The sequence below is a fragment of the Nonomuraea sp. NPDC049714 genome, assembly GCF_044465295.1.
Taxonomy (GTDB): domain Bacteria; phylum Actinomycetota; class Actinomycetes; order Streptosporangiales; family Streptosporangiaceae; genus Nonomuraea.
Window position 1 is genome coordinate 473,083 of the sequence record NZ_JBITLM010000006.1, and the last position, 22,466, is coordinate 495,548.

General features: G+C 72.7%; 16 protein-coding genes. 14 read left to right on the forward strand and 2 right to left on the reverse strand.

Translation table 11 applies throughout. The annotated features are described in order from the left end of the window. The first annotated feature begins 343 nt into the window (after positions 1-343). From ACIBQX_RS25730 to ACIBQX_RS25765, 8 genes are all read left to right on the forward strand, one after another. Positions 344-1,138: a hypothetical protein gene (locus tag ACIBQX_RS25730; protein ID WP_397008656.1), complete on the forward strand. Its 795-nt coding sequence runs from the start codon at positions 344-346 to the stop codon at positions 1,136-1,138. A gap of 62 nt (positions 1,139-1,200) precedes the next feature. Next, positions 1,201-3,387 carry an acyl-CoA dehydrogenase gene (locus ACIBQX_RS25735; protein WP_397008658.1) on the forward strand — a complete coding sequence of 729 codons (2,187 nt, stop codon included), beginning with the start codon at positions 1,201-1,203 and terminating at the stop codon, positions 3,385-3,387. A 126-nt stretch (positions 3,388-3,513) separates the two neighbouring features. After that, on the forward strand, positions 3,514-5,070 hold the full coding sequence (locus ACIBQX_RS25740) for a hypothetical protein (RefSeq protein ID WP_397008660.1): 1,557 nt from the start codon (positions 3,514-3,516) through the stop codon (positions 5,068-5,070). A gap of 128 nt (positions 5,071-5,198) precedes the next feature. Next, a complete protein-coding gene (locus ACIBQX_RS25745; RefSeq protein WP_327109136.1) occupies positions 5,199-5,330 on the forward strand; it encodes a hypothetical protein in 132 nt (43 codons plus the stop codon). An 89-nt stretch (positions 5,331-5,419) separates the two neighbouring features. After that, complete coding sequence (locus ACIBQX_RS25750; protein WP_397008662.1) at positions 5,420-6,607, forward strand: glycosyltransferase family 4 protein; 1,188 nt, start codon at positions 5,420-5,422, stop codon at positions 6,605-6,607. After that, positions 6,604-10,746 (forward strand): alpha-(1->3)-arabinofuranosyltransferase family protein, encoded by a 4,143-nt coding sequence (locus tag ACIBQX_RS25755; RefSeq protein ID WP_397008664.1) that lies wholly within the window; start codon positions 6,604-6,606, stop codon positions 10,744-10,746. Before ACIBQX_RS25750 ends, ACIBQX_RS25755 begins: the two co-directional genes overlap by 4 nt. Further along, positions 10,743-12,572, forward strand: coding sequence for a hypothetical protein (locus tag ACIBQX_RS25760; protein ID WP_397008666.1), 1,830 nt, complete (start codon positions 10,743-10,745; stop codon positions 12,570-12,572). Before ACIBQX_RS25755 ends, ACIBQX_RS25760 begins: the two co-directional genes overlap by 4 nt. Beyond that, a complete protein-coding gene (locus ACIBQX_RS25765) occupies positions 12,569-13,549 on the forward strand; it encodes a DUF3068 domain-containing protein (RefSeq protein ID WP_397008668.1) in 981 nt (326 codons plus the stop codon). Before ACIBQX_RS25760 ends, ACIBQX_RS25765 begins: the two co-directional genes overlap by 4 nt. Here ACIBQX_RS25765 and ACIBQX_RS25770 read toward each other — a convergent pair. Beyond that, the gene (locus tag ACIBQX_RS25770; RefSeq protein WP_397008670.1) at positions 13,490-14,230 is read right to left on the reverse strand and encodes a methyltransferase domain-containing protein; all 741 of its coding nucleotides are present in this window, start codon (positions 14,228-14,230) and stop codon (positions 13,490-13,492) included. The genes ACIBQX_RS25765 and ACIBQX_RS25770 overlap by 60 nt on opposite strands. Positions 14,231-14,258: 28 nt before the next feature. Here ACIBQX_RS25770 and ACIBQX_RS25775 point away from each other — a divergent pair, with 28 nt between their 5' ends. Beyond that, positions 14,259-16,142, forward strand: coding sequence for a hypothetical protein (locus ACIBQX_RS25775; RefSeq protein ID WP_397008672.1), 1,884 nt, complete (start codon positions 14,259-14,261; stop codon positions 16,140-16,142). On the opposite strand, the gene ACIBQX_RS25780 is transcribed toward ACIBQX_RS25775, so the two are convergent. After that, the gene (locus tag ACIBQX_RS25780) at positions 16,079-17,326 is read right to left on the reverse strand and encodes an acyltransferase family protein (RefSeq protein WP_397008674.1); all 1,248 of its coding nucleotides are present in this window, start codon (positions 17,324-17,326) and stop codon (positions 16,079-16,081) included. The two genes, ACIBQX_RS25775 and ACIBQX_RS25780, sit on opposite strands and share 64 nt — an antisense overlap. A gap of 109 nt (positions 17,327-17,435) precedes the next feature. Here ACIBQX_RS25780 and ACIBQX_RS25785 point away from each other — a divergent pair, with 109 nt between their 5' ends. From ACIBQX_RS25785 to ACIBQX_RS25805, 5 genes are all read left to right on the forward strand, one after another. Beyond that, positions 17,436-18,347 carry a DUF3068 domain-containing protein gene (locus ACIBQX_RS25785; RefSeq protein ID WP_397008676.1) on the forward strand — a complete coding sequence of 304 codons (912 nt, stop codon included), beginning with the start codon at positions 17,436-17,438 and terminating at the stop codon, positions 18,345-18,347. Then, positions 18,344-19,237 carry a decaprenyl-phosphate phosphoribosyltransferase gene (locus tag ACIBQX_RS25790; RefSeq protein WP_397008678.1) on the forward strand — a complete coding sequence of 298 codons (894 nt, stop codon included), beginning with the start codon at positions 18,344-18,346 and terminating at the stop codon, positions 19,235-19,237. The genes ACIBQX_RS25785 and ACIBQX_RS25790 overlap by 4 nt, the downstream gene beginning before the upstream one ends. Further along, positions 19,234-20,535: an FAD-binding protein gene (locus ACIBQX_RS25795; RefSeq protein WP_397008680.1), complete on the forward strand. Its 1,302-nt coding sequence runs from the start codon at positions 19,234-19,236 to the stop codon at positions 20,533-20,535. Before ACIBQX_RS25790 ends, ACIBQX_RS25795 begins: the two co-directional genes overlap by 4 nt. After that, positions 20,532-21,275, forward strand: coding sequence for an SDR family NAD(P)-dependent oxidoreductase (locus ACIBQX_RS25800; protein WP_397008682.1), 744 nt, complete (start codon positions 20,532-20,534; stop codon positions 21,273-21,275). The genes ACIBQX_RS25795 and ACIBQX_RS25800 overlap by 4 nt, the downstream gene beginning before the upstream one ends. Before the next feature lie 84 nt (positions 21,276-21,359). After that, complete coding sequence (locus tag ACIBQX_RS25805) at positions 21,360-22,466, forward strand: NAD(P)H-dependent flavin oxidoreductase (protein WP_397008684.1); 1,107 nt, start codon at positions 21,360-21,362, stop codon at positions 22,464-22,466.

Below are 22,466 nucleotides of genomic sequence, written 5' to 3' on the forward strand. Positions count from 1 at the left end.
GCCGGTGTCGCCGTCTTCTGGGTCCGGGGCGCAGTCCACGTCTCCGGCGGCCGGGCCGCCGTCTGGGTCTCCGGGGGCAGGGCCCCGGTCCGTGCCCCCAGGGGCGGGGCCGCGGTCGGTGTCACCGCCCCCAGGTCTCGCGCAGCAGGGTCCCGGCCCCTCCTGGTCCGGCTCTTCGGGGCTGGGGCCGGTCCCTCCGCATGCTGGGCTTTCGGGACCCGGGCCTGTGGGTTCGGGGGCTCCGGGGTCTGGGTCCGGCTCTATGGGTCCTGGGCCTATGGGGTCCGGGGCTTTCGGGCCCGAGGGGCAGCCGGGGCGGGCGTTTCCGGGGCCGGGGGCGCCCATGCTGCCGCCGTTCCCGCCGCCTCCGCCGCCGCCGAAGGGCGGGTTGCTCAGCCGGATCGGCGACATCCCCATCAAGGTCGTCTACCTGCTGGGAGCCATCCTGGCGACCGTTCTGGCCGTGCTGCTGGTGTTCGTGATCTTCCCGGGTGACGTGACCGACCAGCCGGCGAGCGAGCCGGTGGTGCCGGTTCAGCCGGTGCCCTCGCCGTCGGCCTCCACGGCGTCCGTACCGCCGAGCGGGGGTGCGGCGGCGACGGTGCCGGAGCCGCCGGAGAAGCGGGCGTTCGCCAAGCTGCCGGGGAAGGCCAGCGCCGTGTCCGGCACGATCGCCGACAAGACCAGCGGCATCGGCTATCCCCGGCTCGGCAAGCCGTGGTCGGCCCGGTCGTTCCCGCCGTTCGCGGTCGCGCAGCGTGTCGGCAAGGTGGCGGTGCCGCAGACGGTGATCGCCTCGGCCATGCTGCCCGGCGACGCCGGGACCAAGCCGTCGACGGACGCCGACTACCGCGAGCTCGCCGTACAAGCCGCTCGTTGGACGCTGCGCACGCAGTATCCCGAGGGCGCCACGCTGGCCTGGACCGGCTCCCAGAAGACGCCCGCGGGCAAGGGGTGGACGCTCGGTTTCGAGGTCACCTACACGCATGCGGGCAAGCAGCAGGAGGGCCGGGCCGTGGTGTCGGTGCTGGAGGTCGGCAAGACCAAGCCCGCGATGCTGATGGCGTCCATCCCGGCGACCGGCAAGGCCTACTGGGCGGATCTGAACACCTTGGTGACGAAAGTCCGTCCCCTCTAGGCCAGAAGCATCCTCTAGAATATGGTTCTGGCTACTACGGGACCTGCCTGGAGGATGAGCACATGGCGATCGGTTTGAGCGAGGAGCACGAGGCGCTCCGCGAGTCCGTGAGTGGCTGGGCCGACCGGAACATCCCGGCCGAGCTGCTGCGCTCCGCGACCGACGAGCGGCCCGCGTTCTGGACCGGACTCGCCGAGCAGGGACTGCTCGGCCTGCACCTGCCCGAGGACGCCGGCGGCTCCGGCTACGGGCTGCTGGAAGCCGCGGTGGCCATCGAGGCGCTGGCCGAGCGGGTGGCCCCCGGTCCGTACGTGCCGACCGTGCTGGCCAGCGCGGTCATCCACGCCTCCAAGCACCACGAACTCCTGCCCGGCCTGGCCGACGGCAGCCGCACCGGCGCGCTGGCCCTCACCGGCGCCCTGACCGGCACCCGCGCGAGCGACGGCTCCCTGGTCGTCACCGGCACCGCCGAGCCCGTGCTGGGCGGCTCGGCGGCCGATGTGCTGGTGCTGCCCGTCGTCACCGCCGACGGCGAGGAGTGGATCGCCCTCGACGCCCTCGACACCACTGGCGTCACCGTCACCCCTGTCAGGTCGCTGGACCTCACCAGGTCCGTGGCCAAGGTGGAGGTCGTGGACGTGACCGTGCCCGCCGAGCGCGTGCTGGACGGCGTCGCGGACTCCGACGTGCGCAACCTCGCCGCCATCCTGCTCGGCGCGGAGGCGGCCGGCGTCGCCTCCTGGTGCGTCACCGCCGCCTCCGAGTACGCCAAGGTACGGGTCCAGTTCGGCCGTCCGATCGGCCAGTTCCAGGGCATCAAGCACAAGCTGTCGCGCATGCTCGTCGCGCTGGAGCAGGCCCGCGCCACCGTCTGGGACGCCACCCGCGCCGGCGGCCGTGAGCTGGACTACGCCGCCGCGATCGCCGGGGTGATGGCCCCGGACGCCGCCGTGCAGTGTGCCAAGGACGCGATCCAGACCTTCGGCGGCATCGGCTACACCTTCGAGCACGACGCCCACCTCTACTACCGCCGCGCGCTCACCCTGCGCGCGCTGCTCGGCTCCTCCGCCGAGTGGGCCGCTCGCGTCACCGACCTCGCCCTGCAGGGGGTCGGCCGGGAGATGGAGATCGACCTGCCCGAGGACGCCGAGCCGGTGCGTGAGGCGCTGCGCGCGGAGATCGCCGAGATCGCCGCGCTGGAGGGCAAGGAGCAGAAGCGGGCCCTGGCCGATCGCGGCTTCGTCATGCCCCACCTGCCCAGGCCGTGGGGCCGTGGGGCCACGCCGCTGGAGCAGGTGCTGATCGCGCAGGAGCTCAAGGCGGCCAAGGTGCGGCTGCCGCAGATGATCATCGGCGCCTGGGTGGTGCCGTCCATCGCCGCCTACGGCACGCAGGAGCAGCAGGAACGCTTCCTGCCCAAGACCCTCAGCGGCGAGATGATCTGGTGCCAGCTCTTCTCCGAGCCCGGCGCCGGCTCCGACCTGGCGGCGCTGCAGATGAAGGCGGAGCGGGTCGAGGGCGGCTGGAGGCTGAACGGCCAGAAGATCTGGACCTCCGTCGCGCACGTCGCCGAATGGGGCATCTGCATCGCCCGCAACTCCTCCGAGGGCTCCAAGCACGAGGGCATCACGTACTTCCTCGTCGACATGAAGGCTCCGGGCGTCACCGTCAGGCCGCTGACCGAGATGACCGGCGAGAACCTGTTCAACGAGGTCTTCCTCGACGACGTGTTCGTGCCCGACGACCTGGTCGTGGGGGAGGTCGGCGCGGGCTGGAAGGTGGCGCGCAACACGCTGTCCAACGAGCGCGTCTCGCTCTCGTCCGGCTCGGGCGGCACCGGTTCCTCGGTCCCCGACCTGCTCGGGCTCGTCGGCCGGCTCGGCCGCGAGCTCACGCCCGTCGAGGCGCACGAGGTCGCGGGGGTCATCTGCGAGGGCCACTCGATCAGCGCCCTGTCGCTGCGGGTGACGCTCAAGCAGCTCGCCGGCGCCGAGCCGGGCGCCGACGCGTCGGTACGCAAGCTGCTGTCGACCTCGCACGCCCAGCACGTCTCCGAGGCCGCGGTGAGCCTGCTCGGCACGGCCGCCGTGACGGCCGCCGACATGAAGCTCGGCGACCCGGGCTACTGGAACAGGGCGGTGCTCGCGACCCGCGCGATGACGATCTACGGCGGCACCACCGAGGTGCAGCTCAACATCATCGCCGAACGCATGCTCGGCCTCCCCCGGGACCCTGAGCCCGGGAAGTGACATCGGGGTAGCGCCCGGTTCGCGGCCTGGGGCCGGGTGAGCTCACCGGGGCCGGGGGAGTAACACCTGCCGGGCGAGGGCCGCTACCCTCCCTGTTTCCGGGGAGCTCCGGGACAGGGACGGGTGGTGGCTGCGGTGGGCGGTGAGCGGGTGTGGCGGCCGGCTCCCGCGCTCCTGGGGCTGGGGCTGGCCGTGCTGGCGCTCGGGCCCGCCCTGGGGTGGGGGTTCGTGCTCCGGTACGACCTCCTCTTCGTGCCGGATCCGCCGTTGCTGCCCGACACCGGGGGGTTTCCCCGCGCCGTGCCCAGCGACTTCGTGGTGGCGCTGCTGTCTCGGGTGTTGCCGGTGGAGGTCGTACAGAAGGCGTTCCTGGTCGGGATCTTCGTGCTCGCGGCGAGCGGCGCGGCGGCGCTGGTGCCGCCGGAGCGCAGGCTCGCCAGGCTGGTCGCGGCCGCCTTCTACGCCTGGAACATCTACCTGGCCCAGCGGCTCATGCTCGGGCAGTGGGCGTTGCTGCTCGGCGTGGCGGGGTTGCCGTGGGCGGTGCGCGCGACGGCCCTGCCCCGACCCCTGCCCTGGCCCCGGCTCGCGCTGGCGTTGCTGCCGGCGGCGATCGGCGGGTTCCAGGCGATGCTGGTCTCGGCGCTCACCCTGCTGCCGATCGCCTTCGCCCGGAGCGCCCCATGGCCCGCCCTGGGCGCACGGACTTCCCCCCGGTCGTCGCGCCGCAGGGTGGCTGTGGTGGTGGGGGTTCTGGGGGTGTTCAGCCTGCCGTGGCTGGTTCCCGCGCTGGCCTCCGGTGCGGTGACGGATCCGGCGGGGGTGGACGCGTTCGCGGCTCGGGCCGACGGGCCGTTCGGGGTGCTGGGGAGCCTGCTGTCGCTCGGCGGGATCTGGAGCGCCGAGGCGGGCCTGCCGGGGCAGGGGACGTGGTGGGCGGCGAGCGTGCGGCTGCTGGTCGTCGTGGTGGGGATCGTCGGGTACGCGCGGTTGCGCGCCGCCGAGGAGCGGCCTGACTGGTGGGGCGGGCTGGCGGTGGCGGCGGTGGCGGGGTTCTGTGTGGCCGGGTTCGGCGCGTTCGCGCCGGGGCCGCTCAAGTGGCTGATCGGGCTGTGGCCGGGCTTCGGGCCGCTGCGGGACGGGCAGGTCTACCTCGCGCCGCTGGTGCTGGTGACCGCCGTGGGGCTGGCGTCGGTGCTGCGGTCGGGGGTGCCGGCGGTGGTCGGGGTGCTGGCGCCGGTGCTGGTGCTGCCCACGTTCGCCCTCGGCGGCTTCGGCGGGCTGGCGGCGGTGGAGTACCCACGCGAGTGGCGGGAGGTGCAGCGGATCGTCAACGCCGACCCCGCGCCCGGCGCGCTGCTGTCGCTGCCCTGGGGGGCGCACCGGGCCTTCGCCTGGAACGGCGGCCGGGTGGTGCTCGACCCGGCCACCAAGCTCTTCGACCGCCGGGTGATCTGGGACGACACGCTGCTCGTCGGGCTGCCGGACGGCGGGCGGTTGCGGGTGCGCGGCGAGGATCCGCTGAACCGCCGCGCGGGCGAGCTGCTGGGCGCCCCCGACTTCGCCGCCCGACTCGGGGTCAGGTACGTTCTCACCGTCGGCACTGAGAACGGGTTCCCGTCTGGGCTCACCGGCTGGACCACTGTCTTCGAGGGCGCTGACCTGGTCCTGCTAAGGCGCTGACCGGCCCTTTCGTTCCTTACCAGAGGGTAACTTATATCATCACGGTTTGACCAAACCCTGGATTCAAGCCGGAACACGTTCTAGTCTCGGCTAACTGCACTGCGTACCGATGTGAAGGGAGTGGCTCTGTGGTTCGAATCCTCGCGGCCTTGGGCATCGGGGCTCTGCTGGCGGTCGGAGCCTCTGTAGCGGTGGTCAACGTCGCATCGCCCGTGCCGACTCCGGCGAACCAGCCGCTCTACAACTACGGCACCAGGTAACTCTGCCCGTTCCACGAGGCCATGCCGATTGAGCTCAGGGCGTGGCCTCGCCATGCCCGCATGCTCGCTGTGACTCGCTGTGAGGAGTGATGGTGGTCTTTGCCGGTGAGCATGCGGACACCGCACGACCGGCCGCCCCGGACGACGATCGGCCGCTCGCGGGGGTGCGGGTCGCCATGCTCAACTTCCGCGAACCGCAGCAGACGACGGCGGGCGGCGCGGAGGAGTACGCCTGGCAGGTCAGCCGCTACCTGCTGTCCCAGGGGGCCTCGGTCGTGTTCGTGACCGGCCGGCAGCGGGGACAGCGCCGCGCGGAGGTCCGCGAGGGCATCGGGCTGCGCAGGATGGGCAACCCCTTCCTGGTCTACCTGCTGGTGCCGCTCTGGCTGCTGTTCCACCGGCGGCGCTTCGACGCCGTGATCGACACGATGAACGGCATCCCGTTCTTCTCCCCCGTGGTGGTGAGCCGCCGCACCCAGGTGCTCTGCCTGGTCCACCACGTGCACGACCGGCAGTTCGACGCTTTCCTGCCGAGGTGGCTGGCCGTGCTCGGCTGCTTCGTCGAGGGTCCTGTCGCCCGCCTGCTCTACCGCCGCTGCGTGACGATCACCGTCTCGGAGTCGTCCAGGCAGGAGCTGCTCCGCAAGCTGCGCTGGCTCGGCCCGATCACCATCGTGCCCAACGGGTGCGTGGTGCCCGAGCGGGTGCCGCCGGCGGAGGTGCGCGGCGATCCGGTGATCGTGTACGCGGGGCGGCTGGTCGGGCACAAGCGCATCGAGCAGGTCGTGGACCTGGCCGGTGAGCTCGGGGTGTCGGTGCACATCGTCGGGCGCGGGCCGGAGCGTGAGCGGCTGGCCAGGCGGGTCGAGCGCGGCGGGCTCGGCGACCGGGTCCGGCTGCACGGGTTCGTCCCCGAGGAGCGCAAGGTCGCGCTGCTCGGCGCGGCCCGGCTCAACGTGACGGCGTCGGAGTTCGAGGGCTGGGGGCTGACCGTGATGGAGGCGGCCGCGCTCGGCGTGCCCACGGTGGCCTACGACGTGGCGGGGCTGCGTGACTCGGTCCGTGACGGCGTCACCGGGTGGCTGGTGCGGGACGGGGAGCAGCTGGCCGACGTGGTCGGCCGCGCGCTGGCCGAGCTGGAGTCGCCGCGCCGCCGCGAGGAGGTGGCCGAGGCCTGCCGCGCGTGGGCGCGGGAATTTACCTGGGCCCGAACTGGGGCTAACATATCCGAACTTATCGTGACGAAACTCCAAGACGGTGGCGGAGCCTCCAAGTGACCGATGCCTCGCCCAAGGAGTTTGCGGTCGAGAGCTTCGAGACACGGATCAGGCACCGGCTGCGGCTGCTCGCGGCCTGCCTCCTGCTCGGCGCCATCGCGTTCAACACCTCGACCGAGAAGATCATCCCCGAGACGAAGCTCGACATGGCGGTCAACCCGCTCGGCTTCCTCGGCAGGGCGTTGCACCTGTGGGACGGCGCCTACTTCGGCCACCTGCAGAACCAGGCCTACGGCTACCTCTTCCCGATGGGCCCCTTCTACGCCATCGGCCTCAACCTGGGCATGGAGTCCTGGACGGTCCAGCGGCTGTGGATGTCGCTGGTGCTCTGCACGGCCTTCCTGGGCGTGGTCCAGCTGGCCCGCGCGCTCGGCATCGGTCGCCCGCGCGCCTGGATCATCGCCGGCTTCGTGTACGCGCTCGCGCCGCACGCGCAGGCCCTGATCGGCATCAACTCCTCGGAGTTCCTGCCCAGCGCGGTGCTGCCGTGGATGGTGCTGCCGCTGGTGAAGGGCGCCAACCGCGAACTGTCGCCCCGGCGGGCCGCCGCCCTGTCCGCGCTCGCCTACCTCTGCTGCGGCGGGGTCAACGCCGTCGCGGTGCTCGCCGTCCTCGTCGTCCCCCTGCTGTACCTGCTGACCAGGCGAGGCGGGCCGGTCAAACGCCGGCTCATCATGTGGTGGCTGCCGCTCGTCGCCGTCGCGTCACTGTGGTGGGCGGTCCCGCTGCTGACCATGGGCCGCTACATCTTCTCCTTCCTGCCCTACATCGAGACGGCCGGCGCGACCACCAGCATCACCTCCCTGGTCAACGCGCTGCGCGGCACGTCGAGCTGGCTCAGCTTCCTGACCGTCGACGGGCAGATCTGGCTGCCGGACGCCCACCAGCAGTCCACGGCGCCCTGGCTGATCGTGGTCACCGCGGCCGTCGCCGCCCTCGGCTGTGCCGGGCTGGCCTACCGTGCCATGCCGGAGCGATCGTTCCTGCTGATCAGCCTGCTCTTGGGTGTCATCGTCATCACCACCGGCCACCCCGGCACGCCGCACGCGCAGCTCATGGTCGACCTGCTGGACGGCCCCTTGTCGGCCTTCCGCAACCTGCACAAGTTCGACGCGCTGATCCGGCTGCCCGTGGCGCTCGGCGTCGCGGGCGCACTGACCCTGGTACGGCTCACCTGGCGGCGGCACCTGACCGTCGCCGCGGCCGGGCTGGTGGCGCTGTCGAGCCTGCCCGTCCTGTACGCGGGCCTCGCGCCGACCGGCGGGTTCACCACGATCCCCGACTACTGGAAGCAGGCCATCACCTGGCTCGGACGCAACGCGGGAGACGGCATGGTGCTGGCGGTGCCCGGCGCCAAGCGCGGCGAGTATCTGTGGGGCCGCCCGCTGGACGAGCCGCTGCAGCCGCTGTCGCGGGCGCGCTGGGCCACCCACACCATCGTGCCCTGGGGGTCGGCGGGCGGGTCGCGGCTGATGGCGGCCATCGACGAGCGCCTGTCGGCCGGCGAAGGCTCGGCGGGGCTCGCGGCCACGCTGCGCCGCATCGGGGTGACGTACCTGGTGGTCCGGAACGATCTGGACCGGGCGACCATCGGCACGGCCTGGCCGGTCCGCGTGCACCAGGCGTTGCAGGACTCGCCGGGCATCTCGCGGGTGACCCAGTTCGGGCCGGGTGTGGGGGTCGGGCAGCATGGCAGGGCAGCCGCCTGGGTGGACCAGCCCTATCCCGCGGTCGAGGTCTATCAGGTGGCGGGGGCCGCGCCGCTGGTCGGCACCGTCGACGCCGACCGGCCGCTGCGGGTGGGCGGTGCTCCCGAGGCCGTGCTCGACCTGGCCGAGCAGGGCCTGCTGGACGACGACCGGCCGGTGCTGCTCAACGACGACGACGGCGCCGTCGAGGTGCCCGCCGAGGACACCGTGCTGACCGACACGCTGCGTCGCAGGGAGGTGGCCTTCGCCGACCTGCGGCGCGCCGCCAGCGCCACGCTCACCGCCGGCGAGCCGTTCAAGGGCGCCTCGCCGGCGAACGACCTGCTCGACCCCGGCTGGGAGAGATACCTGTCCACGGCGAGCTACACCGGGATCGCCGGAGTGACGGCGTCCTCCTCCGAAGCGGACGTCACCGCCTCCGCCGGCGCCAGGGAGCCCGGCCACCAGCCGTTCGCCGCGCTCGACGGCGATCCGCGCACCAGCTGGCGCTCCACCGGCTGGCACGGCGCGGCCGGGGAATGGCTGGAGGTCGCCTTCACCGCGCCCATCCGGCCGGCCACGGTCAAGGTCTCCTTCGAGACCGCGCCGATCGGCCCGCCGCCCACCGAGGTGGTGGTGGAGACCGACGCGGGCTCGCTGCGCCAGAGCGTGCGGGCGGGCGCGGAGCCGCAGGAGCTCGTGGTGCCCGAGGGCTCGACCTCCAGGCTGCGGGTGAAGGTCGTCGGGACCGCCTACCGGCCGGCCAGCGACCTCGGCAGCCGGGTCGGGATCAGCGAGCTGGCCGTCCCCGGCGTCACCCCCGGCCGCTCGATCGCCGTACCCGACCCTGCCGGCACGGCCGGCGGGACGGCCGAGCCCGCGACCGTCACGCTCAGCAGGACCGGGGACGTGCCCGGATGCGTCCGAGGCTCGCTCACCTGGAGCTGCTCGCAGGGCCACGAGGTCCTCGGCGACGACGGCCACGGTTTCGACCGCACCTTCACCACCAGGAAGGACGGCGACTACGCCGTCTCCGGCCGGGCGGTGCTGACCGAGCGTGCCGCCATCGAGCGGCTCAGCACGCTGCCGGGCGAGCCGCTGAGCGTCACGGCGTCCTCGACGGCGGTCGCGCACGGCGCGGCGGGCGGCCGGTGGGCGTTCGACGGCGACGCGCAGACCGCCTGGTTCGCCGACCCGCTGGACCCCCGGCCCACGCTGACGGTGCGGCTCGAACGCCGGATCCAGCTGTCCCAGCTGCGGATCATCACCCCCGACTCCTATCTCGGCGCGCCGCCCATCCGGGTGACGATCCGGGCCGAGGGCGGGGTCAGGCAGAGCTGGGTCGGCCAGGAGGGGCTCATCAGGTTCCCCGCCATGGCGGCCGAGAAGATCGAGCTGGAGTTCGGCGTCTCGGGCGGCCGGCCCATCGAGATCAGCGACATCGCGATCCCGAAGGTGAGCCGGCTCAGCGCCCTGCACGGCTTCCCGCTCAGGCTGCCCTGCGGGTTCGGCCCGACGTTCGAGGTCGGTGGCGAGACGGTCAATACGAAGATCACCGACGGCACGCTGAACGACATGGTCACCGGCAGGCCGGTGACGTTCGAGACCTGCGAGCGGCTCACCATGGAGGCCGGCCGGACCCGGCTGTCGGTGCGGCCCGGCGACTCGTACCGGGTCGAGTCCGCGATCGTCCGCCCCGCCCGGGCCACCGCTCCCACGCCCGCGCCCGCCACGATGAGCGCGGTGCCCGTGGACGCGTGGGGGCCGGGCGAGCGGGTGGTCAAGGTCAACGTCACCGGCGACTCCTACCTGGTCGTCAACGAGAACTTCAACACGGGCTGGCGGGCCACGCTCGGCGCCGCCGAGCTCAGGCCGGTCCGGCTGGACGGCTGGCGGCAGGCCTGGTTCGTACCCGCCTACACCTCCGGCACCGTGACCCTCACCTACGTGCCCGACGCCCCCTACCGGGCCAGCCTCGCGGCGGGCGGCGCGCTGGCGCTGCTCGTCGTCCTGCTGGCGCTCGTCAAGGAGCGATGGCCGCTCCCGCGACTGGCGCCTGCCCGGCCCGTCCGGCTGCGCGCGGGCTTCGTCATGCCCTTCACCGCCGTGCTCGGCTTCTGGGTCGGCGGGGTGGTCGGCGTGGCCGTCGTCGGCGCCACGTACCTACTGGGAGCCTGGCTGCGTCCGCTGCGTGAGGCCGATCATCTGCGGGCGGGGCCGCGCGGGCGGCTGCTGCGGCTGCTGACCGGGCCGTACGCCGGGATCTGCCTCTACCTGATCGCCGCGGCCTGGCTGGCCGTGGGCGTCGGCGGGCTGTGGTCGCAGGTCCTCTGCCTGCCCCTGCTGGCGCAGCTGTCCGTCGAGGTGGCCGCCGGGCGGCGACCGGCCGCGCGGCTCAGGCCGGCCGAACCCGTCGCCGAGGGCGACCCGAGCATGACGGGCGCGCGATGACCCGGACGAACGAAGAGATCGTGATCACGGTCCCGGCGCCGCTGGCGAACGCCGCCCGTGCGCTGCGGCGGCACGGTGTCCTGCTGGCCGCGCTCGCGATCGTCGCCGCGGCCATGGCGTGGAAGACGGCCGTCGTCCAGCATGCCTACTTCAAGGAGGACGACTTCGAGTTCGTGGCCAGGGCCATGGAGAGCGAGCTCTCCCTGGACTACCTGACCCGCGTCCACTTCGGCCAGTTCATGCCGGGCGGCTTCCTGCTGGCCTGGCTCTCGGCCAGGGTGGAGCCGTACGGATGGGGGGTCGCGGCGGGCGGCGTGCTGATCGTGCACGCGCTGGCGGCGCTGGCCGTCTACCGCATGCTGCGCGTCGTGTTCGGCAACCGGCCGGCGATCCTCGCGCCGCTCCTGGTCTTCCTGATCGCGCCGATCACCGTTCCCGCGCTGGCCTGGTGGGCGGCGGCGCTCAACACGGTCATCCTGCAGCTCGCCCTGCCGATGGCGGTGGCCTCCCACTGGCATCACCTGCGCTCGGGCCGGATGCGGCACGCCGTGGCGGCGGCGCTGTGGGTGCTGGTCGGGCTGCTCGGGTTCGTCAAGGGCTTCGCCGTGCCGCTGGTGCTGTTCGCGCTGACGGCGATCTACTTCGGCGGGCTCAGGAGCGCGCTGCGCCGCCACTGGCCCGCCTGGCTGATGCAGGCGGGCGTGCTGGCCGGGTTCGGCGCGATCTACGTGCAGCGGTCGCTGTCGGCTCCCGGCACCGGCGGCCTGCCGAGCTTCGAGCAGGCCACCGGCTTCCTGTGGGAGCTGCTCGGCAGGACCTTCGCCACCACCGTGCTGGGCGGGCCGTGGACGTGGTTCGCGGCCAACGACTGGGGCGTCGCCTCGCCGCCGACGGCCGCGGTGATCGGCTCGCTGGTCGTTCTCGTGGCCCTGGTGGCGGTGACCGGCCACTACCGCAGACGGGCCCTGCTCGCCTGGGCGACGCTCCTCGGCTACGTCGTGATCGCCGACGCGCTGCCCGTCCTGCTGGGCCGGGTCCACCTGCTCGGCTCCTTCGCCGGCACCGACACCCGCTACGTCGCCGACGCGGCGCCGCTGATCGCCCTGGTCGTCGGGCTCGTCCTGCTGCCGTACCAGGGCGAGGCGGACCCGTACAGCAGAGCGCTGCCCGCCAGGGAGCGGATCACCGGGGCGTGCGGCGTGGTGCTCGGGGTGTTCGCGGGCGCTTCGCTGGTCTCGGTGACGATCTTCGGCGGCTACCTGGGCGCGGACCGGCGGCACGGCTACATCGAGACGGCCCGCGCGGAGCTGGCGAAGGCGCCCGCGGACGTGGTCGTCTACGACCGGGTCGTGCCCGCCGACGTGATGCCCGGCAGCTACCGGAGCTACAGCCTCACCTCCCGGGTCCTGGGCGCGATGGCCTCGCCCCGGCTGCGGGCCAGGATGCAGGCGCCACCCGCGGCGCTGGACGGCATGGTCTTCGACGACCGGGGCCGGCTGGTGCCGGTGGAGGTCGCCGGGGTGCCGCTGGTGCCGCGGACGCTGGACCGGTGCTGGCCCGTGACCGGCGGGACCGTACAGGTGCCGCTGGACAACAGCGCCCGCCGCCCGGCGGGGACGCTGGTGCGCCTGGACTACTCGGCGAAGGCGGACACCAGGGTCACCCTCTGGATGGCCGACCGGCCCACCGACGTGGAGCTGCGGACCGGCGTGGGCAAGATCTTCCTGCTCGCGGTGCCGGGAGCCGACCGGATCACGGTGCCCGACGTGCCGCCGGGCGTGTGCGTCGGCACGGTGACCCCGGGGCAGGCGGTGCCCCGGCCGTGACCAGAAACGCCGTGAAAAAGCACCTGCCCCTGCTCCTGGCCGCCGTGGGAGCCTTCCTGATCACCCTCGTCCCGCTGCTGCGCCTGCATGTGTACGACCAGGTGCTCAAGGCGCCGCTGGAGCAGCAGAGCGTGACCAGATCGACGGCGGAGTCCGCGACCTACCTCGATCCGTCCACCATGAAGATGGTGGCAGGCCCGCTGGTCCAGACCCGGTGGCTGATCGGCGACGTGCTGGCGGGCACCGCCGAGCGGGCGGTGTGGGGCGAGTCCGTCTCCCTGACCACGGCCGAGGACCAGCGGCTGGACTACCACGAGCGGCGGCTGGCCTTCGACCGCCGCAGCGGCGCCATCGTCAACTGCTGCGGCGAGTACCTGGACGAGGACACCCGCGTCAAGCAGACCGGGCAGGCCTTCCGCTGGCCGTTCCAGGCCGAGCGGCGCGACTACCAGCTGTTCGACCTGCGCCTGCGCAGGCCGGTGAGCGTCACGTTCGACGGCGTCGAGATGGTCGGCGAGGTCGAGACCTACCGCTACGTGCAGCGCACGCCACGGCAGCTCGTGCCCGGACACGAGGCGCCGTTGCCGCGCGGCCTGCTCGGCCTCAAGGGCAAGGGCTACGTGGGCGTGGCCCGGTACGCCGAGATCCGGCGCACGTTCTGGGTCGAACCGGTCAGCGGTCAGCCCATCAGGACCGAGGACCAGGTGACCGAGACGCTCAGCACGGCCGACGGGAGCGCCCGCCTGACCGGCCTGAACGCGGTCTTCCGCACGTCGGCGGGCGATGTCCTGACCGCGCTGGACACCGCGGCCTTCTACCGGCGCTGGATCCTGCTGGTGGACACGGTGGCGCCGGTGGGCGGCGGGCTGGTCGGCGGCGGCTGCGTGGTCGCCGCGATCTGGCTCGCGCGCCGGCGCTCACCTGCGGCGCAGGACCAGGAGCAGGTTCCAGGTGACCAGCTCGCGGAGGCCAGGTAGATGGACGACATGGCGGGCCCAGCGAGGATGGTAGCGGGGGACCGCGTCCAGGATCCGCACGTCCGGGTGGCGGCGCGCCCAGGCCAGCGGCTCGGCGACGCCGACGGCGTACATGCTCTCGCCGTAGACGTTCTTGGGCGGCCTGCCGTGCGTGCGCTCGTAGCGCCGGGCCGCCCGGTGGCCGCCCAGGTAGTGCCAGGGGGAGGTCTCGTGGCCGCCCCACGGCCCCAGCCAGATCGTGTACGACAGGTAGACGACCCCGCCCGGCCGGGTGACCCGGACCATCTCGTCCGCCATCCGCAGCGGATCCGGCACATGCTCCAGCACGTTGGACGAGAAGCACACGTCGACCGAGCCCGTGGCGAGCGGCAGGTCCAGCGCGCTGCCCAGCAGGGCGTCACGGGGCGGCTCGCCGTCGCGCAGCCGCATCTCCCCGGCGTCGCAGTCCACGCACACGGTCCGCGCGCCCGCCGCCCGCAGGGCGTCGGCGAAGTAACCGGGGCCGCCCCCGACGTCGACGACGGTGGCGCCCGCCAGCCCGGTGTACGTCGCCAGCTGCGCGACCGTGTCCGCGGCCAGCGTGCCGTAGAAGAAGTCGGGGTCGCTCTGCTCCAGACGGAACGCGCGCAGCAGCCGGACAGATCTCTTCAGATCCGCCCGGAACGGTTCAGGGGTGTCCACGGCGCGGAGCTTACCGAAGGGCGAGGAGATGGCTGAGCCAGTGCAGATCAGGCTGCCCGCGCTGGGCAAGGGCCCGGTGACGGGCGTCGGCCTGCTGATCGTCCTGGTCTCGCTGGCCTTCAAGGCCAGTGTGCTCAGCAAGGCCTACTTCGTCGAGGACGACTTCCTGTTCGTGGCGGGCGCGAGCGAGAGCGGCTTCACCTGGGACTACCTGACCAGGGTGCACAAGGGTCACCTCATGCCCGGCGCGCTCGCCCTGGTGTGGGTGCTCACCACGATCGCGCCGTACAGCTGGGCGCTGGTCTCGGCGGTGACGATCGCGCTGCAGGCGGCGGCCTCGATCGTGTTCCTGGTGCTGCTGCGCCGCCTGTTCGGCGACCGGTTCGGGGTGCTCGCCGTGCTGGCCGTCTACGTCTTCGCGCCGCTCACCGTGCCCGCGATGAGCTGGTGGTCGGCCGCGCTCAACGCGGTGCCGCTCCAGCTCGCGCTGGTCGCGGCCCTGGCGGCGCACATCAGGTACGTGCGGACGGGCAAGGGTCGGTGGCACGGCCTGGCCTGGGCCGCGGTCGGGATGGCCTTCTCCACCAAGGGGGTGTTCATCCCCTTCGTGGTGCTCGGCTTCACCAGCGCCTACCTGGGCCGGGGGCTCTGGCCGCGCGCGATCCTGGCCGAGCTGCGCAGGCCCGTCTGGTGGGCGCACGGCCTGCTCCTGGCCGGATACGCCGTGCTCTACCTGCTGAGGCGCGGTACCGCCGGAGACGACGCGCTGACCGGGCCGAAGGCCGAGGTGGTGCCCGGCCTGGTCAGGCGGCTGCTGGGGGAGACCTTCCCCACGGGCGCGGTCGGCGGGCCGCTGCGGTGGGGCGGCGTCACCTCCACCGGCGGGCTGGCCGACCCGGCCACGGCCACGGTGATCGTGTCCTGGACGATGATCGTCGCGCTGGCCCTGCTGACCTGCCTGTACCGCAGGCGGGCCTGGCGGGCGTGGGCGATCCTGGCGGCGTACGTCGTCGTGGCGGACACGGTGCCGACCGTGATCGCGCGGGCGACGCAGTGGGACCTGATCGGCGCGGAGACCCGGTACGTCGCCGACGCCGCGCTGATCTTCGCCCTGTGCCTGGCGTTCGCGGCGCTGCCGGTCGGCGGCGGTGCTGACGGCCGTGCCGACAGCGGTGCTGACGGCCGTGCCGACAGCCGTGCCGACAGCGGTGGCGACGGTGGTTACGACGCCCGGCGCAGGCCGGTGCCCGGATGGCTGACGCCGGCCGTCGGGGTGCTGACCGCCGGGTTCCTAGCCGCCTCGCTGGTCTCGATCAACGCCTTCGGCGACACGCTCACCGGCGACCGGATCAGGCCCTACCTGCAGGCCGCGCGGGAGTCACTGGCCACGGCGGCGCCCGACGCCGACATCTACGCGCGGCCCGTGCCGGCGCACATCGTGCTGCCCTGGAACGGCGCGCGCCGGCTCACCTCCCATGTGCTGACACCGCTGGCCGCCCCGCACCTCAGGCAGCGGATGCGCTTCCCCGCCCCCTCGGCCAGGCCGTACGTCTTCGACGACGCGGGCAAGCTCGTGCCCGTCGGGCAGGTGACCCCGTTCTTCGACGGCGTCAAGGGTGACAAGTGCTACCCGGCCGGCACGTCGTTCCCCGTGGAGTCCCACGGCGATCCGAGCATGGTGGTGGCCCTGGCCTACTTCAGCCCGCGGCCGGTGCGGGTGGTGGTGGACCTGGGCGGCACGCAGCGGGCGGCCACCCTGCCCGCGACGTCCGAGCTGGGGGCGCTCTACTACGTTCCGCACGACGGGCCGGGCCGGGGGCTGCGCATCACCGCGGCCGGTGACCAGGGTCAGGGCTTCTGCCTCAAGGCGGTTGCCTTCGGCGAGCCGGGACCGGCTCCGCCGGCCCTGTGAGGGACGTAGCGGACCAGGCGCCTGGCGGGCTCTTCGAGGTAGCGATAGGTGAAATGGGACAGGAGCACGGTGAGGGCGGTGACGGCCGCCAGGTTGAGGAGCAGGTTGCCGCTCCACGGCTGCTGGCCGGTGAAGTCGTACCAGAGGTAGATGACCACGAACTGCCAGAGGAAGACGCCGTAGGAGATCTGGCCCAGGTAACTCATCACCCGCCCGCCGAGGATCCGGCGCACCCGCGCCACCGGCTCCACGGCGGCGGGCGCGACGAGGCAGAAGGCGATCAGGGTGTAGAGCGCCTGCTCGTAGAACGCGGTCCAGATGCCGCCCAGCCCGACGAACCGCGGCCCGGTGACCGGCGTGGCGGCGATCGCGTACGCCATCCCGGCGATGAGCCACAGCGACCCCCAGGAGGACGCGAGGGCGACGCTCAGGCGGCGGGCCCGGCCCGGCCGTGCCCCGGCCCAGACGGTCAGCACCGCCAGCGCCATCCCCGGCACGAAGAACGTCCACGAGCGCGGCAGCCACACGTTCATCCACGGCCGGTAGTCCGGCCAGTACTCGAAGATCGTGTACACGTACGAGAGCGCGCCGAAGATCGCCAGCCCTGACAGCAGCCGCTTGGCGCGGGCGGCGACGTCCGGCCCGGCGCGCAGCGCGAAGGCCCGCAGCGCGGCCGCCATCAGCGGCAGCGTGAGGTAGAAGGTGAGCTCGACGGCGAGGCTCCACATCTGGCCGAGCCCCTTCGGGCCGAGGCCGAACCACCACGGGCTCAGGTCGTAGGTGTGCACCAGGAACAGCATCTGCGCCCAGGTCCACAGGTCGTCCCGGTGCGCGCCGCCCCACAGCGCCAGGGCCACGGCCACCACCAGCCAGTAGGCGGGGATGATCCGGAAGAACCGCTTCCACAGGTACCGGCGGACGTCCGGGGCCGGCGAGCCGGTCAGCAGGGCCGCCGCCCAGGGGCGGTAGAGCAGGAGGCCGGACAGCGTGAAGAAGATCGGCACGCCGATCTCGCCCCGCGACAGCACGGCGCCCAGAAAGCCGGGCTGCAGCGCCGTGCCGGCCTCCATCGAGACGTGGAAGACGAGGACCGCGAAGGCCGCGATGGCGCGAACGCCGTCGAGAGAGGTCTGACGGCCGCCGGCGACCCGCCTCTCCGACAAAGTAGAACCTGTTTCGGTCACGTTTCCGCATCCCTGGTGACGATGGTCACTGGCGGCAATAACATACCGGTCAGTAGAAGTCCGTTTCAGTACCTTAAAAGGCATCCGTGCACCTGCACATGGAGGGTCCATGAACCGGGTCGTTGGAAGCGTTCTCATCGCCGTCGGGGCCTTTCTCATCGTGCTGGCCCCCTTGATGCGCTTCCAGGTGGCGCCGGCCCTCATCGCCGCCAAGGCGGACCAGTACGGGATCAGCAAGCTCCAGGCCACCGGCGCCCAGTACTTCAGCGCGCCGGACGGCAAGGTGCTGACGGCCGACCTCGACATCACCGTCACCACGCGCGGCGACGTCAAGGAGGCCGTGGGGGACCGGGTGGTGTGGGACGAGTTCACCTCGGTGAACGACGTCACCCACAGCAAGCCGGGCATCAGCTTCACCGAGCGGCGCAGCGCCTTCGACAAGCGCTCCGGTGTCGGGCTCAACTGCTGCGGAGTCAGCGTCGACAAGGAGCCGGTGCAGCTCCAGGGGCAGATCTACAAGTTCCCCTTCGACGTCGAGCAGCGGACCTATCAGGTCTTCAACGCCACGGCGGGCAAGGCCTTCGAGGCCAAGTTCGTCGCCGCGGAGAAGGTCAACGGCCTCGACGTGTACAAGTTCGAGCAGGTCGTGCCCGAGACCAAGACCGAGACCAGGAACGTGCCCGCCGCGCTCTTCGACATGGGCGAGTCCGGCGACGTGCAGCTCGACCGCTTCTACTCCGGTACGAACACCTACTGGATCGAGCCGCTCACCGGCGCGCCGGTCCGCCAGGAGCAGCGGCGTCACGAGGTGCTGAAGAGCCAGGACGGCATCGAGCGGGCCAAGGCGTTCGTCGCCGACGCCAAGATGACCGACGAGACCGTCGAGGAGCTGGTCGACAGCGCCGTGGCGGGTAAGAGCCAGATCACCCTGGTCAGGACCACCATCCCGCTCGTGCTGCTCATCGTGGGCGTGGTCGTTCTCGTCGTGGGCGGCTGGATGTTCCGGCGTAAGGTCGCATGAGCCAGGGCGGGACCGTGGCACGGCCGTTTTCCGTGGCCGTGCCCGTCCTGGGGCTGCTCAGGGCGGCCCGGCCGCGCCAGTGGCTGAAGAACGTGCTCGTCCTGGCCGCGCCGATGGCCGCCGGGGTGCTGGGCGAGCCCCGCAGCCTCCTGTCCGCACTGCTCGTCTTCGCCGCCTTCTGCCTGGCCGCGAGCGGGACGTACCTGCTGAATGACGCCTCCGACGTGGAGGCGGACCGGCTGCACCCGCGCAAGGCGGCGCGCGCGGTGGCGTCGGGAGCGGTCTCCGTCCGCCTGGCCAGGGTGACCGGGGTGGCCCTGATGCTCCTCGCGCCAGCGGTGGCCGCGCTCACCGGTGACTGGCGGTCGCCCGCGGTCGTGGCCGGCTACCTCGCGCTGACGTTGTCGTACACGCTGTGGCTGAAGCACCAGGAGGTCGTGGACCTGATCGCGGTCGCCGGCTGCCACGTGATCAGGGCGTTCGCGGGGGCCCTCGCCGTGGACGTGCCGGTGACCGGCTGGTTCCTCGTCGTGGTGTCGCTGGCGGCGCTGCAGCTGGTGGCGGGCAAGCGCGAGGCCGAGCTGCACGCCCACGGCGACCGTGGGACGCGAGCCACGCTGGCCTCCTACAGCCCCGCCTACCTGGCCCAGGTGCGGGTCATGTGCTCGGGCGCGCTGATCGTGACGTACTGCCTGTGGGCGCTCAACGCGCACGACGGCGTCTTCTACGCGCTCAGCATCGTCCCGTTCCTCCTGCTCGTGCTCAGGCACAACCTGCTGGTCGACCGGGGGCTGGGCGAGGAGCCGGAGGAGCTCGCGGTGCGCGACCGGCCGCTGCTGCTGTTCGCCGCCGCCCAGGTCGTGCTCGTGGCGCTGGGCGTCCACCTGTGACCACGTTCCTCACCGGGTGGGGACGCACCTCTCCCACCCCGGCCACGCTCGCCCGGCCCCGCGACCTCGGCGAGCTGGCGGAGCTGGTCGCCGCCGCGCCGCCGCGCGGCGTCGTGGCGCGCGGTCTCGGCAGGGCGTACGGCGACGCCGCGCAGAACTCCGGCGGCCTCGTCCTCGACTGCACGGGGCTCGACCGGTGGACCTTCGACGGCGGCCAGGTGACCGCCTCCGGCGGGGTGAGCCTGCACGAGCTGATGACGGCGCTGGTGCCACGCGGCTGGTTCGTCCCCGTCAGCCCCGGCACCCGGCACGTCACCGTCGGCGGCGCCATCGCGGTCGACGTGCACGGCAAGAACCACCACCGTGACTCCTCCTTCGGCGCCCACGTCCGCTCGCTCACCCTGGTGACCGCCGGCGGCACGGTGCGGACGCTGCGCCCCGCCGACCCGCTCTTCCAGGCCACCGTGGGCGGGATGGGGCTGACCGGGGTGATCGCCGAGGCGACGTTCGACTGCGTTCCCATCGCGAGCTCGCGGATGGTGGTGGACATCGAGCGGACCGCCGATCTGGACGAGACGATGGCGGCGATGGCGAGCGGCGACGACCGCCACCGCTACAGCGTCGCCTGGATCGACCTGCTCGCCCGGGGACGGCGGATGGGACGCAGCGTGCTGACCAGGGGCGATCACGACCCGCGAGGCGCGTCGGACTTCGCGCCGCGCTCGCTCGTGCGCGCCCCCGCCTGGGCGCCCGGCGGGCTGCTCAACGGGCTGAGCGTGCGCGCGTTCAACGAGGCCTGGTACCGCAGGGCCCCCCGGCGGGCGACCGTCGTGCAGGGCATCGCGCCCTTCTTCCACCCGCTCGACGCCGTCGAGGGCTGGAACCGGATGTACGGCCCCCGCGGCTTCGTGCAGTACCAGTTCGTGGTGCCGTTCGGGGCGGAGGAGACGCTGCGCCGCATCGTCGGGACGCTGTCGGCGCGCGGCACGGTGTCGTTCCTGACCGTGCTCAAGAGGTTCGGCCCCGGCTCCGGCGGGCTGCTGTCGTTCCCGCTGCCCGGCTGGACGCTGGCCCTGGACATCCCCGCCGGGCAGCGCGGGCTGGGCGGGCTGCTGCGCGGCTTCGACGAGCTCGTCGCGCAGGCCGGCGGGCGGGTCTATCTTGCCAAGGACTCCCGGATGCGCGCTGACACGATGGCGGCGATGTACCCCTCGCTCCAGCGGTGGCGGGGCATCAGGGACGAGGCCGACCCCGCCGGCCTGTTCCGCTCCGACCTGGCCAGGAGGCTCGGCCTGTGAAGAATGCCCTGGGCGCGGTGGACTCCGTGCTCCTGCTCGGCGGCCGCAGCGAGATCGGCCTGGAGATCGTCCGGCTGCTGGTGCGGCTCGGCGCGAGCCGGGTGGTGCTGGCCGTGCGCGGCGAGCCCGGCCAGGTCCCTTCGCTGCCCGGCGCCGAGGTGCACGTCGTGCCGTTCGACGCGCTGGACCCCGGCTCGCACCAGGAGGTCTTCGACGCGGCGGCGCGACTGGTGGGCGATCTGGACGTGGTGATCTCGGCATTCGGCGTGCTCGGCGCGCAGGCCGCCTACGACGCCGATCCCGCCGCCGCGATGGCGGCCGTCGCCGTCAACTACGGCGCGCACGTGTCCGTCGGCCTGCACGCGGCCAGGGTGCTGCGCGAGCAGGGCCACGGCACGCTCGTGGTGCTGTCCTCGGTCGCGGGCGCGCGGGTCCGCAAGGCCAACTTCGTGTACGGCTCCGCCAAGGCGGGGCTCGACGGGTTCGCGCAGGGGCTCGGCGACGCCCTGCACGGCTCGGGGGCCAGGGTGCTGATCGTGCGGCCGGGCTTCGTGATCGGGCGGATGACCAGAGGGCTCACGCCCGCGCCGCTGTCCTCGACGCCCCGGCAGGTGGCGGCCGCCACGGTGCGGGCGTTGCGGGACGGCTCGGCCGAGGTGTGGGTGCCGCGCGCACTGGGGCCGGCGTTCGGCGTGCTCCGGCTGCTGCCGCGCTCCGTCTGGCGCCGGATGCCGCGTTAGAACGCGTTCTATGAAGCGTACCGATCAAAGGTTCTAGATTAGAACGCGTTGCAGTTTGCTGGGTCGGCGGCTTATCGTCAGGCCATGCGGACCCGTGCCACGGACATGTTCGGAATCGAGCTCCCGATCTTCGCCTTCAGCCACTGCCGCGACGTGGTCGCCGCGGTCAGCAGAGCCGGTGGGATGGGCGTGCTGGGCGCTCTCTACTTCACTCCCGAAGAGCTCGAAACGGAGCTCGCCTGGATCGACGACCACGTTGACGGCAAACCGTACGGTGTGGACGTCGTCATGCCCGCCTCCTACGAGGGCGCCGACTTCGCCCCCGAGGAACTCGTCGGCCGCCTGCAGGCGATGATCCCCGAGGGGCACCGTAAGTTCGTCGAGGACCTGCTGGCCGCCCACGGCGTCCCGCCCCTGTCCCAGGACGCCGACGCCGGGCGGGTGCTGCTCGGCTGGACCGACGCGACCGCCCGCCCGCAGGTCGAGGTCGCGCTCCGGCACCCGATCGCGCTGCTGGCCAACGCCCTCGGCCCGCCGCCCGCCGACGTCGTCGACCTGGCCCACGCGCACGGCGTCAAGGTCGCCGCCCTCGCCTCCACCCCCCGCCACGCCCTCAAACAGGTGGAGGTGGGCGTGGACCTCGTGGTCGCGCAGGGCACCGAGGCGGGCGGGCACACCGGCGAGATCTCCACCATGGTCCTCATCCCCCAGGTCGTGGACGCGGTCGACGTCCCGGTGCTGGCGGCGGGCGGCATCGGCAACGGCCGCCAGATGGCCGCCGGGATGGCACTGGGCGCCGAGGGCGTCTGGACCGGCTCCCTCTGGCTGACCGTCGAGGAGGCCGACACCCCTGAGATGGCCAAACGCCGCATCCTGGAGGCCACCTCCCGCGACACGGTCCGCTCGAGAAGCTGGACCGGCAAGCCCGCCCGGCTCCTCAAGAACGAGTGGACGGACGCCTGGGAGGCCCAGGAGTCGCCGGGCACACTGCCGATGCCCATGCAGTTCATGCTGGTCTCGGACGCCTTGCGCCGCATCGGCCGCTCGGACGTCGCCGAACTGGCCACCTTCCCGGCAGGCCAGATCATCGGCATCACCAACCAGGTGCGCTCCACCAAGGACGTCGTCTACTCCCTGATCGAGGAGTACGCCCAAGCCCTCGAACGCCTGGACCGCATCACCGGCGACTGA